Origin of the sequence: Halorubrum persicum (assembly GCF_002727125.1) — an archaeon.
In the GTDB taxonomy this organism is placed as follows: Archaea; Halobacteriota; Halobacteria; order Halobacteriales; family Haloferacaceae; genus Halorubrum; species Halorubrum persicum.
In genome coordinates, this window is sequence record NZ_NHOA01000016.1 from 13,937 (window position 1) to 29,595 (window position 15,659).

Annotated in this window: 11 protein-coding genes and 1 pseudogene; 4 read left to right on the plus strand and 8 right to left on the minus strand. The window is 55.9% G+C overall.

Translation table 11 applies throughout. The features are described 5' to 3' along the window. Positions 1–151 precede the first annotated feature (151 nt). The 3 genes and pseudogenes from DJ69_RS02315 to DJ69_RS02325 all read left to right on the plus strand — a co-directional run bounded on the left by DJ69_RS02315 (position 152) and on the right by DJ69_RS02325 (position 4,113). Positions 152–2,026 (plus strand): beta-L-arabinofuranosidase domain-containing protein, encoded by a 1,875-nt coding sequence (locus tag DJ69_RS02315; RefSeq protein WP_099254132.1) that lies wholly within the window; start codon positions 152–154, stop codon positions 2,024–2,026. Between the two features lie 98 nt (positions 2,027–2,124). Next, complete coding sequence (locus DJ69_RS02320) at positions 2,125–2,958, plus strand: IclR family transcriptional regulator (RefSeq protein ID WP_180271696.1); 834 nt, start codon at positions 2,125–2,127, stop codon at positions 2,956–2,958. A gap of 516 nt (positions 2,959–3,474) precedes the next feature. Further along, positions 3,475–4,113: pseudogene (locus tag DJ69_RS02325) on the plus strand (IS6 family transposase). 281 nt (positions 4,114–4,394) lie between these two features. Here DJ69_RS02325 and DJ69_RS02330 read toward each other — a convergent pair. Beyond that, positions 4,395–5,261, minus strand: a complete 867-nt coding sequence (locus DJ69_RS02330) for an MBL fold metallo-hydrolase (protein WP_099254134.1) — start codon at positions 5,259–5,261, stop codon at positions 4,395–4,397. Positions 5,262–5,387: 126 nt separating this feature from the next. Here DJ69_RS02330 and DJ69_RS02335 point away from each other — a divergent pair, with 126 nt between their 5' ends. After that, the gene (locus DJ69_RS02335) at positions 5,388–6,533 is read left to right on the plus strand and encodes a mandelate racemase/muconate lactonizing enzyme family protein (protein WP_099254135.1); all 1,146 of its coding nucleotides are present in this window, start codon (positions 5,388–5,390) and stop codon (positions 6,531–6,533) included. A gap of 155 nt (positions 6,534–6,688) precedes the next feature. Here DJ69_RS02335 and DJ69_RS02340 read toward each other — a convergent pair whose 3' ends face one another. From DJ69_RS02340 to DJ69_RS02370, 7 genes are all read right to left on the minus strand, one after another. After that, the gene (locus DJ69_RS02340; protein WP_099254136.1) at positions 6,689–7,831 is read right to left on the minus strand and encodes an ABC transporter ATP-binding protein; all 1,143 of its coding nucleotides are present in this window, start codon (positions 7,829–7,831) and stop codon (positions 6,689–6,691) included. 14 nt (positions 7,832–7,845) lie between these two features. Further along, the gene (locus DJ69_RS02345) at positions 7,846–8,787 is read right to left on the minus strand and encodes a carbohydrate ABC transporter permease (protein ID WP_099254137.1); all 942 of its coding nucleotides are present in this window, start codon (positions 8,785–8,787) and stop codon (positions 7,846–7,848) included. A gap of 58 nt (positions 8,788–8,845) precedes the next feature. Beyond that, positions 8,846–9,814: a carbohydrate ABC transporter permease gene (locus DJ69_RS02350; RefSeq protein WP_099254138.1), complete on the minus strand. Its 969-nt coding sequence runs from the start codon at positions 9,812–9,814 to the stop codon at positions 8,846–8,848. 207 nt (positions 9,815–10,021) lie between these two features. Continuing rightward, entirely contained in the window at positions 10,022–11,404 is a 1,383-nt protein-coding gene (locus DJ69_RS02355; protein WP_144050370.1) for an ABC transporter substrate-binding protein, read from the minus strand. A gap of 284 nt (positions 11,405–11,688) precedes the next feature. Further along, positions 11,689–12,546 (minus strand): NAD-dependent epimerase/dehydratase family protein, encoded by an 858-nt coding sequence (locus DJ69_RS02360; protein WP_099254140.1) that lies wholly within the window; start codon positions 12,544–12,546, stop codon positions 11,689–11,691. 556 nt (positions 12,547–13,102) lie between these two features. Beyond that, positions 13,103–14,077: a D-2-hydroxyacid dehydrogenase gene (locus tag DJ69_RS02365; RefSeq protein ID WP_099254141.1), complete on the minus strand. Its 975-nt coding sequence runs from the start codon at positions 14,075–14,077 to the stop codon at positions 13,103–13,105. A 70-nt stretch (positions 14,078–14,147) separates the two neighbouring features. After that, positions 14,148–15,377, minus strand: a complete 1,230-nt coding sequence (locus DJ69_RS02370) for an enolase C-terminal domain-like protein (protein ID WP_099254142.1) — start codon at positions 15,375–15,377, stop codon at positions 14,148–14,150. Between the last annotated feature and the right edge of the window lie 282 nt (positions 15,378–15,659).

Sequence of the window (15,659 nt, forward strand, 5' to 3'; positions counted from 1 at the left end):
CTGTGTACCGGACAGGTCTGTTGCCGTCTGAGATGTCCCCAAACGGCGGGAAATCACCGAAGACAGTTCTCCACAGAGACGAGAGGTCGGATAGACACCTCATCCAAGTGACGGGAAAGAATTTGTACCAGTAGGTAGCAAACAGGGTCATATGCTTCGCGAAAGCCAGCGACTAGAACCTCGGTCATTTGAACGACTCCCGCTGGGAGCGGTCGAACCCCGCGGCTGGCTCCGGCGGCAACTGGCGATCCAAGCCGACGGGCTGAGCGGACACATCGACGAGCGGTGGGAAGACCTCGCCGACAACGCGTGGCTAGGGGGGGAGTACGACGGATGGGAGCGAGGGCCCTACTACGCCGACGGACTCGTCCCGCTCGCGCACCTGCTCGACGATGACGACCTCCTCGCGAAGGCCCAGCGGTGGGTCGACGGCTTTCTCGACGCACAGGACGAGGACGGCTGGTTCACGCCCGAGCAGGTGTGGGCACGAGCCGACCCCGACGACCCCTGGTCGCGGTACGTCATCTGCAAGGTCCTACGACAGCACTACGAGGCGACGGGCGACGAGCGGGTGTTCGATGCGATCGTCTCGTTCGCCGAATACCTGCTCGAACACCCCGACGACTGGGAGATCAACGACTGGGCCGAGATGCGGTGGATGGACCTCGCACTCGAACTCCACTGGCTTTACGAGGAGACTGGCGAGGACTGGGTGCTTGACGTCGTCGACCTCCTGATCGGGAGGGGATTCGACTGGATCGACCACTTCTCCGATTTCACATTCGACGGCAAACAGCTAGACGACCCCAAGATGAGTACTCACGTCGTCAACAACGCGATGGGAATAAAGGCCCCCGCGGTTCACTATCGCCAGCGCGGGGATAGTGCCTCCAGTCAGGCTGTCTACGACGGGATCCGGAACCTCGATCGCTTCCACGGACAGGTGACTGGTCTGTTCACCGGTGACGAGCACCTCTCCGGCAAGAACCCCTCCCAGGGAACCGAACTGTGCGCTGTCGTGGAGTACATGTACTCCCTGGAGTATCTCGTCTCGACGCTGGGTGACGCCGTTCTCGGCGATCGGCTCGAACGGATTACGTACAACGCACTCCCGGCGACATTCACCCCCGACATGTGGGCTCACCAGTACGACCAGCAGGCCAACCAGGTCCTGTGTAACGTCGCGGAACGCTCTTGGACGAACGGTCCGGACGCCAACATCTTCGGACAGGGGCCCAACTTCGGGTGCTGTCACGCCAACTTCCACCAAGGCTGGCCAAAGTTCGTCGCCAGCATGTGGATGCGCTCGGTCGACGACGGCCTGGCAGCCACCGCGTACGGTCCCAGCGAAGTAACAGTAGAACTGGACGACAATACGGATGTTACGGTCGTCGAGGAGACAGACTACCCTTTCGAGGACGCGATCACCTTTCGTGTCGAGGCCGACGAACCGGTCTCGTTCCCGCTCCACCTTCGGATACCATCGTGGGCCGACAGCGCACACGTCAGTCCCCCCGGCGAGGACGCTCACGAGACGACATCCGGGGAGTACCACGTCGTCGACCGCGAGTGGGAGCCTGGTGACGAGGTGGTCCTCTCGATGTCACCGGCGGTCACGACCGAACGCCGCCACCACGGGAGCGTCGTCGTGTTGCGGGGTCCCCTCGTCTACTCGTATCCTGTCGAGGCGGACGCGCAGGTGATCGAGGGGACCCCGCCGGCAGCCGACTGGGAGTACCACCCCGCGGAGCCCTGGAACTACGGACTGGCTATCGACACAGAGGACCTGGAGAGATCGGTCACGGTCGAGATGGGAGCTATCGACGACATCCCGTTTTCCCCCGCTGACCCCCCCGTCGAACTCACGGTTGAGGGAGGTCTCGTCCCCGAGTGGTGCCTTGAGGACAACTGGGCGGGCGAGATTCCACACAGTCCGACGCGAACCGAAGGAACCTTGACGGAACTCACGCTGGTGCCCTACGGAGCGACAAATCTACGGGTGACCGAATTCCCGCTTCTCATCTGAGCGTCGCGATTTCCTAGCCGGACAGCCGGAGCACCCGTCGGCCGGTCCGCCCGGTCGGGGCCCCGGCACTTATGTTCTGCCCTCCCCCACGTCCGGACATGGAGACGGACGACGCCCCGGTCATCGAAAGTTCACAAAAACTGTTCCAGGTCCTCGAACAAGTCATCGAGAAAGAGGGTGGCGGAGTAACCGAGATCGCTGACGAGACATCGCTGGCCAAGAGTACGACCCACCTCCACCTGCAGTCGCTGCTCGCGACCGGCTACGTTGTCAAGCGCGACGGCCAGTATTACCCGTCGCTACAGCTGTTCGAGTGGGGTGAGAAGGTCAGAAATGGGATCGAGGTGTACGTTAAGGGTCGCGGCGAGGTCGACGAACTGATCACGAACGTCCGAGGAGTCGCAAAACTCGGTGTCCTCGAGGGCGACAGCGTCAGGCTAGCGTACGTCAAGGAGCGCGCCGACGACGCCACCGAGTCCTCCGCACAGTCTATCTCGACCGAATTCAACGCGGACACCCCCACCGTGATGGATCACACCGGGGAGTACCGAAATCTGCTTGGTAAGGAGATGAACATTCACGCCACGGCTATCGGCAAAGCGGTGCTGGCCGAAATGTCCAGAGACACCGTCGAATCAATCGTCGACCATCACGGGCTCCCGCAGTACACCGAGAACACGATCACTGACGAGAGCGCGCTGTTCGACGAACTGGATCGCATTCGTGAGCGGGGCTACGCAATCGACTCCGAAGAGTGGGCCGCGGACATCTCCTGTATCGGCGCAGCGATCACGCGCAAAGACAGGCCTGTCGGCGGAGTGAGTATCAGCGGCCCAAATGGATACGTGGACGGCAACCTCGTCGACGAGATCGCACGACGGGTGATCAACACCACGAACATGATCGAGGTGAAGTTGACGCACGGTCGATAGCCAGATCAACAATTGGGACCGTGACGTGCTGTCGACGCGAGACTGACCGCTCGGAATATAATGGCTGGTTCGACGGCCTGATGCACGAATCTCGACGGCCTCTGCCACATCCGTTCAGCAAGGTTGAACACCAACTCCCCCTCAGGAATACGACCGCTTTACCGCCAGATCGAAATATTCCCAAGTCCGCAAATATTTTAATATTTTTATACTAATCTTGGCCACAATATAATATTTAATATAGAAACCCGAATGAAAAGTTAATATTCGAATTTGAGGGCCTAGTAGAGGCCCAACCTGCCACGGACCGTCGCGTGTTCTGGACACAACAATTACATTACTACAGCTGTAACAGTAAGATAATCTCGACGCGACAGCGGTCGACGCCGCCGACTTTTCCGCGAGTTCCTCTCCCGGAACCGTCGGCAGTTCGATTCGTGATCCTAATTAATATTCAGTCAGGCTGAACACGGCGATGTTAACTTAGAGAATGAGGCGTTCGGGTTTTACGTTCCTATGCCCGAAATCGAACGCCTCGGCGGTCTTAGCAACTGGATTGACTTAGGATTTATCGAGCGAGAACGGACGCCCCACGAGATCGTTAAAACTGGTATTCAACTCCATCTTGCTGAATTATAACTTTCGAATACAAGACAGTATATTGAAAGATTGGGAGTCCAACGAAGCCGAACAGCAATTCACAACTGGATTCAAAAAGCCGATCTACAGCCAGACGACGGTGTGACCCCGAATCGCGTTGCGGTCGATGAGACGGCGATTCAGGTCGATTCAGACCGATTCTGGCTGTACGCTGCTGTTGATCCTCGAACGAACGAATTTCTCTATGTTGACGTTTTTCCTGTCAAAAATCAACAATTCACGCTGGTTTTTCTCCGCGATCTTAAAGAGAAACACCACGTTGGCCATGCGCTCTTTCTTGTCGATGCTGCCGGACACCTCACAGCTGCGCTCTCACGAACCTCGCTCCGATTTCAAATCACGCGTCATGGAAATCGGAATGCTGTCGAACGTGTCTTCAGAGAAGTAAAACGCAGAATATCTCCGTTTTCAAATACGTTTAAAAATGCGGAGCCGACGGCGGCAGAATTATGGCTCCGAGCCTTCGCCGTCTGTTGGAACAGATGCTTAAGTTAACAAGGCCGCTGAACACTTGTCGGGCTGGACGACGTGGATCACGAGGATAGTTCCGAACTCGTACTCTGGTGTATTCGTGCATCTCTCGGCGCCCGATAGAACCCGGGGTTGCTCACTGGCCAGCACCACGAATTAATTAGGTTTGGATAATCAACGGTATACGCACCGGAATGTTCGAATGTTGGTTAAACAACTGGGGATTCAGACCTCATGGGGCTAGATGTGGACGGTCTGGAGTTTGAAGAATCCCTACCGCTTGGTTTCAGCAAGGTGATTCTGGATCAACTGTCACTGGTTTTAGCGAACATCGGCGGTACCTTCCCCGGTTTGTCGACGTTGTAGCGATCGCCGACTGACCCGATTTCGACAACCTTCGGATACGAGAATGTCGTCGCATGACGGGTTAAGCCACTGGGATCTGCTTCCAACCCCTTCCACATGTTCCAGTGGGTCGGAAACAGCCTAGTGAGTCGCAACTGGTTGGCGGCTTTAATGATGGCATTCTCGTCCATATACCAGTTCTCCGGTTTCGAGGAGTCCGTTTTCGCGTGATAAACGTGCCCGATGGAGCCGAACGCGAGAGCCCCAAGATCGATGTCGAACTCTCGGCCGATGTCGTCGAACGTGTGAGTCGGTCGACTGTCCCCTCCATGAAAGAATACCTCATCTTTGTGTTCAAACACGTACGACACCGGCTGGTGGGAATCGGGATCGGTAGCACCACGAACGTACACAGAAATGTCACCGATAGTCAATTTATCATCGGGAACCACACGTCGGTACTGCGTCTGGGGAGGACCTTCCGACTCTTCGGAGAGAGTATCAAGCGCTGCTGGAGGACCATAGAGGTTCGCGCCCGTGTCCAACAACGGCTCGAACGAAGGCGGATGGAGGTGGTCAGTGTGTTCGTGGGTGGCCAGGACGGCATCACATTTCGTCGCATCGGTTGGATCCATCGGAACCGGACACATCCGTATAGCGTAGCGACGATGCTCTCCAGTCCCGAAATAGGGATCGACATACAGCGTCGTCTCGGCTGTGCGGACAACGAACCCGTTGCAGCCGAGGAACCAGACAGACATTCCCGAGGGATCTGCGCCCTCGATCTCTTCTCGGACGAACCAGTCAGACCACGTCGAAGTGATCACAACAACAGGATGAAGACAAGAACACTTAAACAATCAGGTCAGTTCGTGCGCGGTCGTCGCTAACTAGAGTAGGATCTCGAGCAGCATAACAAGAAGCTATTTGCAATAGTTTATTGAACACAGTATATGCGGATCTCAACCATCGAAGCTATTCCGCTCAAACACTCACTTGAGGACGGTCGTGGATTCGGCGGAACGCGTGGCGTAACGACAACCCGAACTGCGACGCTGGTCAAGCTCACGACCACCGACGGAACCGTCGGTTGGGGAGAAGCGTTCGCGCCTCCACGGACGGTAGCGACGCTCGTTGAGGAAGTGTTCCGCGATGCCGTCGTCGGTACCGATCCGATGAACGCCGACACTCTCGCCGATGATGTCTATACTGGTGACATCGTCGGCTATCACTTCGGTAGAGAAGGGGTCGTCCAAGCTGCTCTGACTGGCGTGGAGGTAGCGATGTGGGACCTCCGTGGGAAACAGCTCGGAGAACCGGTCCGAAGACTACTGGGCGGCCAGAACCGCGAGCAGGTGACCCCGTACGCATCGACGATGTACATAACAGAATGGGGAGAGGATCCGGCCGAACCGATGTCTGCGGCGGCCGAAGAGGGATTTACCGCGGCGAAGATTAAGATAGGCCGTTCTGTCGACGATGACGTTCACCGCGTCGAGACTGCGCGTGAGATACTCGGCGACGACGCACACCTGATGGTGGATTACAACGGCAATTATACACCGAGTCAGGCGATCGAGTCGATCCATGCTATCGAGCAGTACGATCTCACTTGGGTAGAAGAGCCCGTTCCGCCGGAGAACCGTGAGGGATACGAGCGTATCCGAACTCGTGTCGACGTTCCACTCGCGGCCGGCGAAGCACACTTCGGACGGTTTGAGTTCACCGACCTCGTGACCGACGGGACGGTCGATATAATTCAGCCGAACCTCGGACGCTGTGGCGGGTTAGCCGAAGCACGCTACATCGCACAGGTTGCTACAACCGAAAACGTCCAGGTTCGTCCACACGTCTGGAATAGCGGGGTCGGCCTCGCAGCTGCCCTCCAGTTCGCGTCGACGGTACCTTCGTATCCGGAACCATCCGGCCGGGCAGGCCAACCCGTTCTCTTCGAATTCGATCGGAGCGAGAATCCGCTTCGACACAAGATTTTGACGGAGCCGTTCGATCCGACCGGCGGATCGCTCGACGTCCCCGACGAACCCGGTCTAGGAATCGATATCGACGAGGACGCTGTCGACGAGTACCGTGTCGACTAATGCTGCCCATTTGATATCCTTTCTTCGTTGAAATACAAAGATTCCAGCATGGGACAGCGAAGTCTTAGTCTCGTACTTCCGTGACGATCCGGGATTGCTCTCTCTTCGATACGTTTCGAAATACAATTTTACAGTAAAAAACTACTAGCCGACGTTCACCCAACGAATGGAGTGAGCTCTTCCTGTTCAGCGACGGGGTGTCGCAACGCGACGCCACTGTTGCCGTCGAAGAGATGGATGTGTTCCTCCGGGAACCTCATACCGACGGTATCTCCCGACTCGACACGTGTACGCCCGTTAACGGTCCCAATAACGGCCTCGTTCGACTCTCGATCTCTCGGGATGAGATAGAGGTTGTTCTCCTTACCAAACGGTTCGACCACGTCGACTTCAACGGCGATATCATTCGGTTCCGTAGGCTCTGGAACGACGACGACGTCTTCGGGTCGAATCCCAAGGACAATATTAGTCGCCGATTCGAGTTCCATCGCCGTCGATTCCGAGATCTCGTAATCGAAGTCGTCAGTGCTGAGTGTCTGCGCGTCACGCGAACAGTTGATGAAATTCATCGACGGTTCGCCGATGAATCCTCCGACGAAGATGTTGTTCGGTTCGTAGTAGCACTCCATCGGTGTCCCGATCTGTTGAAGTTTCCCATTATTCATGATGGCGATGCGGTCACTCATCGTCATTGCCTCGGTCTGATCGTGGGTAACGTAGATGGTTGTTACCCCTAGTTCTTCCTGTAACCGCTGGAGTTCGGTCCGCATATCGGCACGGAGTTTGGCGTCGAGGTTGCTGAGAGGCTCGTCCATCAAAAAGACATCAGGATCACGGACGATAGCCCGTCCCAACGCGACACGCTGCTGTTGACCTCCTGAGAGATCATCCGGTTTGCGGTCCAACAGTTCGGGGATATCGAGGACATCTCCGATCTCGTCGACCCGCTTGCGTATCTCATCCGAAGACAGGTCCGTCGACTGCTTAAGCCCGAAACTCATGTTCTCACGAACGCTCATATGTGGATACAGCGCGTACGACTGGAACACCATCGCGGCGTTTCGCTCCTGGGGGCTCCGGCCTTTTATTGACCTGCCTTCAATACGGAGGTCGCCTTCAGTGATCGTTTCGAGGCCAGCGACCATGCGGAGAGAAGTCGTCTTCCCGCAGCCGCTGGGACCGACGATGACGAGGAATTCGCCATCGTTGATTTCCATGCTCAATTCCTCTACCGCGACGATCTCGCTGTTACCGTCGCGGAACTTCTTCGTTACTTCGTCGAATGTAAGGTTTGCCATGTTGAACGTACCTCTCAGTATTCCACTCCTTTTGCGAACTGTTCACCGAACGCGATGTAGACGATGAGCGTCGGGATGGCCGTAATAAACGCCCCCGCCATCTGGTTGTTCCAGTTCTGTGAGAACCCGCTGTTGAGCTCAGCCAACGCGAGCGTGACCGGTGCCCCCGCGCTCGGATCGCTGCCTCCAATCAGAATGAGCGCATACAGAAATTCGTTGTATATCTGTGTGAACTGGAAAATAAACACGACCATGAACATTGGATAGGACAGCGGCAGAATGATGTGACGGTAAATCGCGTAAATACCAGCGCCGTCGATCCGCGCGGCCTCCACGATATCGTGGTTAAGGGTCAAATAGTAGCCTCTGAACAGAAGCGTCGCAATACTGATCCCATAAGCCGAATGGGTTATGATCAAGATGATCAGGTTCGTGTGACTGGGATCGGCGAATGGTAATGAAAAGTACCCCAGACTTGTCAATATGCCCTCTAGGTCGACGGTGTTCCAGAACCGGGACAGCGGGAGCAAGATACCCTGTTTTGGGAGGAAGATTGCGAGAATGAACGCCGTCATCAGTGCGACCTGTCCACGCCAGTTGACCATCGAGAGGCCGTATGCGGCGAAACTCCCGAGAACAGCCGAGAACACCATCGCAGGGATGGTGAAGATCAGACTGTTCCAGAGCGTGGGGCTGAGCGTTTCCCAAGCTACCGCCCACGCGTTGAGAGTGACTTGATCCACCGTTGGAGGCGTCAACGGGAGCGTGCTGATGAACGCGCTCTGGGTCTTGAACGCCGTCGTGATCCCGCCCCAGAGTGGGGAAACCCAGAAGACGGCCAACGCGACCGTAAGTATCGTTGCGATGACGTGCTTGCGTTGGACCTGCTCGAACCGCTCGTTCAGGTCTGTATCGTTCCATCCGACTGCGTTCTTCACTGTGGTTGTCAGTTTCATGCGAGTCCCTCCTCTCGTAGATCAGGTGACAGAGTCGTTCCTGTCTGCTCGTCGTACATTACAGTTCACCACGCTTGTACTGGTAGTAGAGGTACGGGGTCACGATCATGACCGTACCCACGAAGAGCACGGACCCGATCGCCGCACCGTATGCCCATTGATTCGCTGAGAAGGCGACCCGGTACATCATCACGCCGAGGATGTCGGCTGCCGGGCCCGGATTGCTCCCGAAGACGGTGTACAGCCACGCGAACGCTTTCAGTGAGAACACCATGATAACCACCGCAATACTCACCGAGGCGGAGCTCAACTGAGGAATGATAACCTTCCAGTAGGTCACGAAGAACCCCGCCCCGTCGACCTTCGCTGCTTCGTAGTGCTCTTGGGGGATCGTTCGGAGGCTAGCGAGGTAAATTATCATCGCGTAGCCGCCGTATTGCCATATGAGAGCGAACATGACCGCGCCCAGACGTAACGACGGGTTCCCCAACCAGTTGAGTGCCAGAGCGTCGAGTCCGAGCAGGTTGAACATCGTGTTTATCGTCCCGATCTCAGGATTGTACATCCACTGCCAGAAGACACCCGTCACGACGAACGACAGTGCGAAGGGGAGTAGAAACACGGTGCGGAGGATGCTTTGCCATTTCAGGAGGTTATCCACAAGGATCGCAAGCAAGAGACCGACTAATAGACACAATAATGTGAACACGACCAACAGAAGGATCGTATTCCGAGCTGCGGCGTGGAATGACGGATCCCCGAGCATCCGCGTGTACATCTCGAAATCGAAGTTCGAAAGGGCATACTCGGGTCGGACGACCCCCGAGAAGTCAGTCAGAGAGATAACGAAGTTCCAGAAGATTCCCCCATAGACGAACAATCCCATCAACAACGTCGGGGGCAACCAGAAGGGCATTGAACGGATAAAATCGCTCCGAAGATACGACCGTATCCTTCCCTCTTTGGAGTGTTCCTCCGGGCTAGACCCGTTCTCCAGTGTTGATTTGATTTTGTTGATTGCGCTCATCTATCGTTCATGATTAAATCAATTATAATAAACCCATCGGTAACAACTGACACGGCAGCTATACCCTCGAAGCTCGAACACGAGTAGCGCTTCATAGAACGTTCAGTTTTGTTTACGCAGGCTCCCTGCTGTGTGAGTCCGGACGGGCGGCCTTCCGACAAAAGTATGCACTGAACGAAACGGTAGTGGTAGAACCAGCGGATGGATCTACAGCGTCATCGCGTCCATTAATGATTGTGCCGTCGCTTGGACGTTGCCCTGATCCCGGAAGCGAGCCATCGCGTTCTTCAGTGACGTCCCCTGCTGTGGGGTGACACCATCACCGTGCGCGAGAGTAAGGATTCCGGTCCCACTCTGATAGTCGTCCGCCTGATTCTGGAGCAGTTCGCTGAATTCGCTCATGTCGACGTCGGTTCGACATGGGATCGCTCCCTTCGGCTGACAGAAACGACGCTGAGCTTCTGCGCTTCCGACCCACTCCATCCACTTGTCTGTCGCATCCGGCGTCGGATTCGGTTTCGGATAGGGGAACCCGTCAGTGTTGATGGTATAGACGCCGTCGGTGCCGGGATACGGGGCGTGACCCCAGTCGTCACCGTACTCGTAATTCTCGGCCGCGAAGAGGTTCCCTGCGGCCCAGTCACCTTCCATCAGGCTCACTGCATCACCCTGGGGAAGCTTGAGACGGGCAGCGTCGGACCCGACCGAACTCGCGTCCTCGGTGGCGAACCCCATCTGTGTCTGTGTGACTTCGAGAGCCTCCTCAACCTCCGACGTGACGTCGTCCCCGTTCTGGAAACCTTCGTAGGCCTCAACACCGTGCAACCCAACGAGATTCGCGTTCCAGAGCTGGAGGATTGTCCACGGGACGGCCATCGACAATCCAAGTGGAGCGATGTCCAATTCGCCATCGAGTTGTTCGAGGACTTCGACGTACTCGCGTGGGTCCCCGATACTCGTCATATCGACGCCTGCCTCCTCGACGGAAGCTATGTCCCAGAAGACATTATTGACGCGATGAATATTCAGCGGCATCGCTACATATGGGTTCTCCTCGTCGCCCGCTCTGGCCGAGAGAAGAGCACCATCTCCGTAGTTCTCCTCTATCTCACCCTCGAAAATATAGCTAATGTCCTTGAGCGCCCCCGCATCAACGTAGTCTTGGAGATTAGCACCGGGCCAGTCTTGCCAGGTGCTCGGCGGATCGCCTTCCAGAACTTTTTGCCGGATGACAGCTTGGAGGTTCGTCCCACCACCGCCCGCAACTGGGTTGTCGTTGATCTCGATGTTGGGATACTTCTCAGTGAACCCCTCTTGAAGCTCCTCCATTCCGATAGCTCCGCCACCGTCGGTCCACCAGTGCTGTAACTCGAGCGTGGTGGTACCGTCATCACCGTCGCTACTACCGTCATCACCGTCGCTACTACCGCCATCACCGCTACTACCGTCATTACCGTCGCTGCCGTCATCACCGCTACTGGTATTACTGTCGCCACCACAGCCAGCGATGGCGATCGAACCCGCTGTACTCCCGAATAGCTTCACGTAGCTCCGACGTGAAAAGTCAGAGTCACCCGTGTTATCTGTCATGATTTACCACAATAATGTGCGTCTTCCAGAGGCATATAAAGATTATGTTTCCATCAATAAGTCTGGTCGGCAGCAGTGGTCACATATCATACAAAACCCCCGAAGCCCTTGCCTATTACCGGGAGAGAGGATGCTCCGTCCCGACGAAACGTATCAGACTGACTCCGATGCATACGTATCTGACTCGCATGGCTGTGGAACCGTGTTAGGCGAACGAAACTCGAACCAGTCGAAGATTGACTTTGAATTTTCTCAGTCGACACGACCTTGTCTAGCGCATTTGCTCAGTCAGTGTCGGTGGTTTCTGTTGGAGGTGCGTCCCATTCTTCGCCGTTGTCCTGGGGACTGTAGCCGAGTCGCTCGCGAGCATGGTTGATACCAAACCAGCCGCGGTCGTTGTTACTTACCCCGTTGAAGATGCCGAAGGAGACGTCTTCGTCGCGGAGACAGCATTCGATCAGGTGGGCGAAGTCCCTACGGGACTGCCACATCCCTTTCATCCGAGCGACCTGTTCATCATACACGTCGCTGCCGCGCTCCGTTTCGCCCTCGTCGACCATCCGTTCAGCGTCCCCGTACGGGTGATCGTATGGCGCGTGCCGAACCGAACAAATACGAATCGCATAAAATTGGTCTATCCCATCGTTCTGCTCGGCGTACTGGCGACCGATTGCCTCGCCGAAAGCTTTGCTGCTCCCGTAGAAGGAGTCCGGTCGGATCGGATCCTCGTGGGTGAGTTCGAGGTCGAATCCCAGTTCGTAGATGTCGGGTGCGAACTCCTCCTCGTACATCCCCATGACGTGGTTGGTCGAACCAAAGACGACGGAGTCGACACCCGCATCACGCGCAGCCTCAAGGATATTATACGTTCCGATGACGTTTGGCTCCAAGATATCTGTCCACGTACCATCGACGTACGGATACGCTGCGAGATGAACCACGGCATCGATACCGTCGAATGCGGGACGGATCGCGTCGTAGTCCGCGACGTTAGCAACGAAAGTGTCATACTCTCCATATTTGTCATCTTTATCTCGGTCCGATCGGTTGAGATATGTGAACTCTAGATCGGCCTCGTCGTGAAGATGATCGATAATAGCCGTGCCACAGCGTCCATATGCTCCTGTCACTAAGACATCCATACAGGAAGGATATACCTTAGACATATAAATCTCCCCCTGAGGGGGCACAGTTGATCCGCTCATCTGTTACCCTACGGAGTTTCTGCACCTAGTATACCGACTTCCAACGGTCGTACAGAGGGCATAAAATGCCACAAGGACATGATGACGGTGGATCACAATCTTCGCAAAACGCGTGTTTCGTATCCCATGAACGTGATAGACAGAGACATACGAGAACGACGTGACAGGTCCAGGACAGAATCAGTGTGGATATGACGACCTGCGTCAGGGACTTCGCAGGCATCGGTAAATTCAACTCACAGTTTCAGATTGCTACGTGAGAAGATGCCGTTGAAGCCATCAAATTGGTGATGATTTGGGCCACGACATAATCTGTGTCGTCACAGTTGGCGTGGTTTGATACAGAGGGAACACGGTAGTCCAAGGAGGAGTTCACTACCAGCACCGACAAGAACGTGATTCAATATCCCGCATTTGAGTGCTGATCTGCTATCAACCCAATAACACTTTCTAGTATCAAAAATAGTCTTCCCCGGTTCTCTGGGCCGTTCATTCACTCCGGGGTAACGATCTGGTTTTCGAGGCCGTCGTACCTGTCCGTCTCTTCGATAGTCCTGACGTTGCGGGCGAGGATATCGGCCCGGCGTTCGTAGTACTTCGGCGTGTATCCAGCCATGTGAGGCGTAATGAGGGCATTTTCAAGATTCCAAAGTGGATGGGCCTCCGGCAACGGTTCGGGATCGGTCACATCGAGGGCGGCGCCGCGAATGCCGCCGCTCCCACGGAGAGCCCTCACCAGTGCGTCGGTGTCCACGACCCTACCACGGGCCACATTAATCAACACTGACTCTGGCTGCAGGCTGGTCAGTTCCGTGTCTCCGATCAGCCCGCGGGTCGATTCGGTGAGCGGACACGCGAGAACGAGGTAGTCCGTTTGCGCGAGCGCGGGTTCGAAATCCATAGAGTCGAACCCGACGACTGTGTCCGTCGGTCCCCCTTTCTCGGGACTGTATCGAACTCCGATGGTGTCGACCCCAAAGCCGTCGAGTCGCTCGATTACTGCCCGTCCGATCGCTCCGAGACCGACGACAGTCACGGTAGACCCTTGTAACTCGTTGACTTGGAAGTGGCGCCACTCGCGTTGTTGCTGGCGCCGCCACCCCTCGTGGAGACCACGCGCGAACGTGAGTATCCACCCAATAGTCTGTTCGGCCATGTTCGGTCCGTGAACGCCGGAGGCATTTGTGAAGGCGACGCCTGCCTCCCGAAGTTTGTCCAGAGGGACGTGGTCATAACCGGCCGAAAGGCCCGCAAAGAGGCGGAGATTCTCGGCCCGGTCGATCAATTCAGCGTCGATGGCTCGGTCGGTCGTGATCCAGGCGTCGGGAATTTGCTCTAATTCATCCCTGCGCGACTCTGCCACCGAGACATCGTACTCGGGGAGTCGCTCGCGAATGGCGTCCGCATAGTCCTGAACAGGCATTCCGTGGACTCCCTGTCGAAGGGCGAGTATCGTCTTTGCTGTCATCGTATCATGTCCTCATGTTCGCGTAGCGGTGCACTCTTATTAGATTCAGGGATCAAAAACATGTTCACAATTACCATATCGGTTTGTTGGGCAGCCATTGTTCGGTCGATACCTCAGACATGGCATCGGCGTACTCAGAGGCCATCGATCCGACCGTCGAGTAACCGAGGGTCTCGGAGTTCTCGTAGCGCTCGTTCATCCGCTCAAGCTCGTCTTCGTCTAGTTCGACTCCGAGGCCGGGGTCATCCGGTACAGCAACGTGCCCGTCTTCGAACTCGATTGGAGCGTCCTCAATAACATCCTCCGACATGTACGGATAGTGGGTGTCACAGGTGTAGCGGACCGTCGGCATCGCTGCCGCGACGTGTGTCATAGCTGCCATGCTGACGCCGAGGTGGGAGTTCGAATGCATTCCGACGCCCAAATCGAACGTGTTGGCGACGCAATCGAGTTCCAGATTTCCGGTGAGGCCGCCCCAGTAATGGTGATCGCTCAGGATCACGTCGACGGCATCCGATTCGATGGCTGGGGCGATATCGTCGAATTCGGTAACGAACATGTTGGTCGCGATGGGGTAGTCGATGTTGCGTTTAAGCCGCGAATGGGCGTGTAGAGATGGAACTGGGTCCTCTAGCCACTGCACCCGGAGGGGCATCTCTCGGAGTTCCCGTGCGAGGCGGGTCGCGGTCTCGACGCTCCAAGCACCGTTTGGGTCTATCCTGAGCGGCGTCTCCTGTCCAAATTCCTCGGCAAGCAAGCGGAGAGTCTCTAGTTCGGAGTCGGGTTTGAGGACACCGGCCTTTAGTTTGAGCACCCGGAAGCCGTGTTTATCGACGAATTCACGTGCCATATCGACCATAGCCTCCGAACTCATTACCTCTTGTGGCGCGATAGCTGCTGACTCGGGGTCAGAGTCGGCGTATTTATAGAATAAATACCCAGTGTACTCGACGCTGTCCCGGATCTTCCCCCCCAGCAGCGAATGGACGGGTTGCCCGGTGAGCTTGCCAAGCAGATCGTATATCGCCGTCTCAATAGCGCCAAACACCATCTCGTCTTGGAGTTGCAACCGGAGTGGTCGAGTTTCATACGGATTCATCCCCACGACCAGCGACCGCGCGTCCTCAAGCCCTTCGATAACTTCGGAATCACCGTAAGTCTCAGCGACGCCTTGCGTGCCGTCGGCCGCCGTGACCACGACAATAGTTCTCGCCGCAAGTTCGCTGTGTGCACCCCACGAGTTACGAAGCGGCGGTTCACGATGTGCTACTGGAACGACATCAACGTCGGCGATTCGCATGAGACTAGATTGAAGTAGAGTTGTATAATGATTGGGGTGGCACTAGTTAAGATCGGGCGTGCGTGAACCTCAGTGTGAAAGTTACTCGGATTGAGCTCTATAAATGACAATCTACCCCGACACAGACAAACCAAGGCAGCGAAGATCACCGAATAGTTGGTTGGTTGCTTAACTTAATGCTAATAGATCTGAATATTGCTAACTGAGCTAAGTAGACGTGATGAATTTGGAGAGTGAAAATCTGATAGTCGGGTGCTCGTGCAGGATAGCAAATACTGGATT

What these genes read in the sequence shown, in the direction of transcription:
- DJ69_RS02360 (WP_099254140.1), bottom strand. Translation starts at nt 12,546, where the DNA reads ATGGATGTCTTAGTGACAGGAGCATATGGACGCTGTGGCACGGCTATT.
- DJ69_RS02350 (WP_099254138.1), bottom strand. Translation starts at nt 9,814, where the DNA reads ATGAGCGCAATCAACAAAATCAAATCAACACTGGAGAACGGGTCTAGC.
- DJ69_RS02320 (WP_180271696.1), top strand. Translation starts at nt 2,125, where the DNA reads ATGGAGACGGACGACGCCCCGGTCATCGAAAGTTCACAAAAACTGTTC.
- DJ69_RS02340 (WP_099254136.1), bottom strand. Translation starts at nt 7,831, where the DNA reads ATGGCAAACCTTACATTCGACGAAGTAACGAAGAAGTTCCGCGACGGT.
- DJ69_RS02335 (WP_099254135.1), top strand. Translation starts at nt 5,388, where the DNA reads ATGCGGATCTCAACCATCGAAGCTATTCCGCTCAAACACTCACTTGAG.
- DJ69_RS02315 (WP_099254132.1), top strand. Translation starts at nt 152, where the DNA reads ATGCTTCGCGAAAGCCAGCGACTAGAACCTCGGTCATTTGAACGACTC.
- DJ69_RS02370 (WP_099254142.1), bottom strand. Translation starts at nt 15,377, where the DNA reads ATGCGAATCGCCGACGTTGATGTCGTTCCAGTAGCACATCGTGAACCG.
- DJ69_RS02345 (WP_099254137.1), bottom strand. Translation starts at nt 8,787, where the DNA reads ATGAAACTGACAACCACAGTGAAGAACGCAGTCGGATGGAACGATACA.
- DJ69_RS02355 (WP_144050370.1), bottom strand. Translation starts at nt 11,404, where the DNA reads ATGACAGATAACACGGGTGACTCTGACTTTTCACGTCGGAGCTACGTG.
- DJ69_RS02365 (WP_099254141.1), bottom strand. Translation starts at nt 14,077, where the DNA reads ATGACAGCAAAGACGATACTCGCCCTTCGACAGGGAGTCCACGGAATG.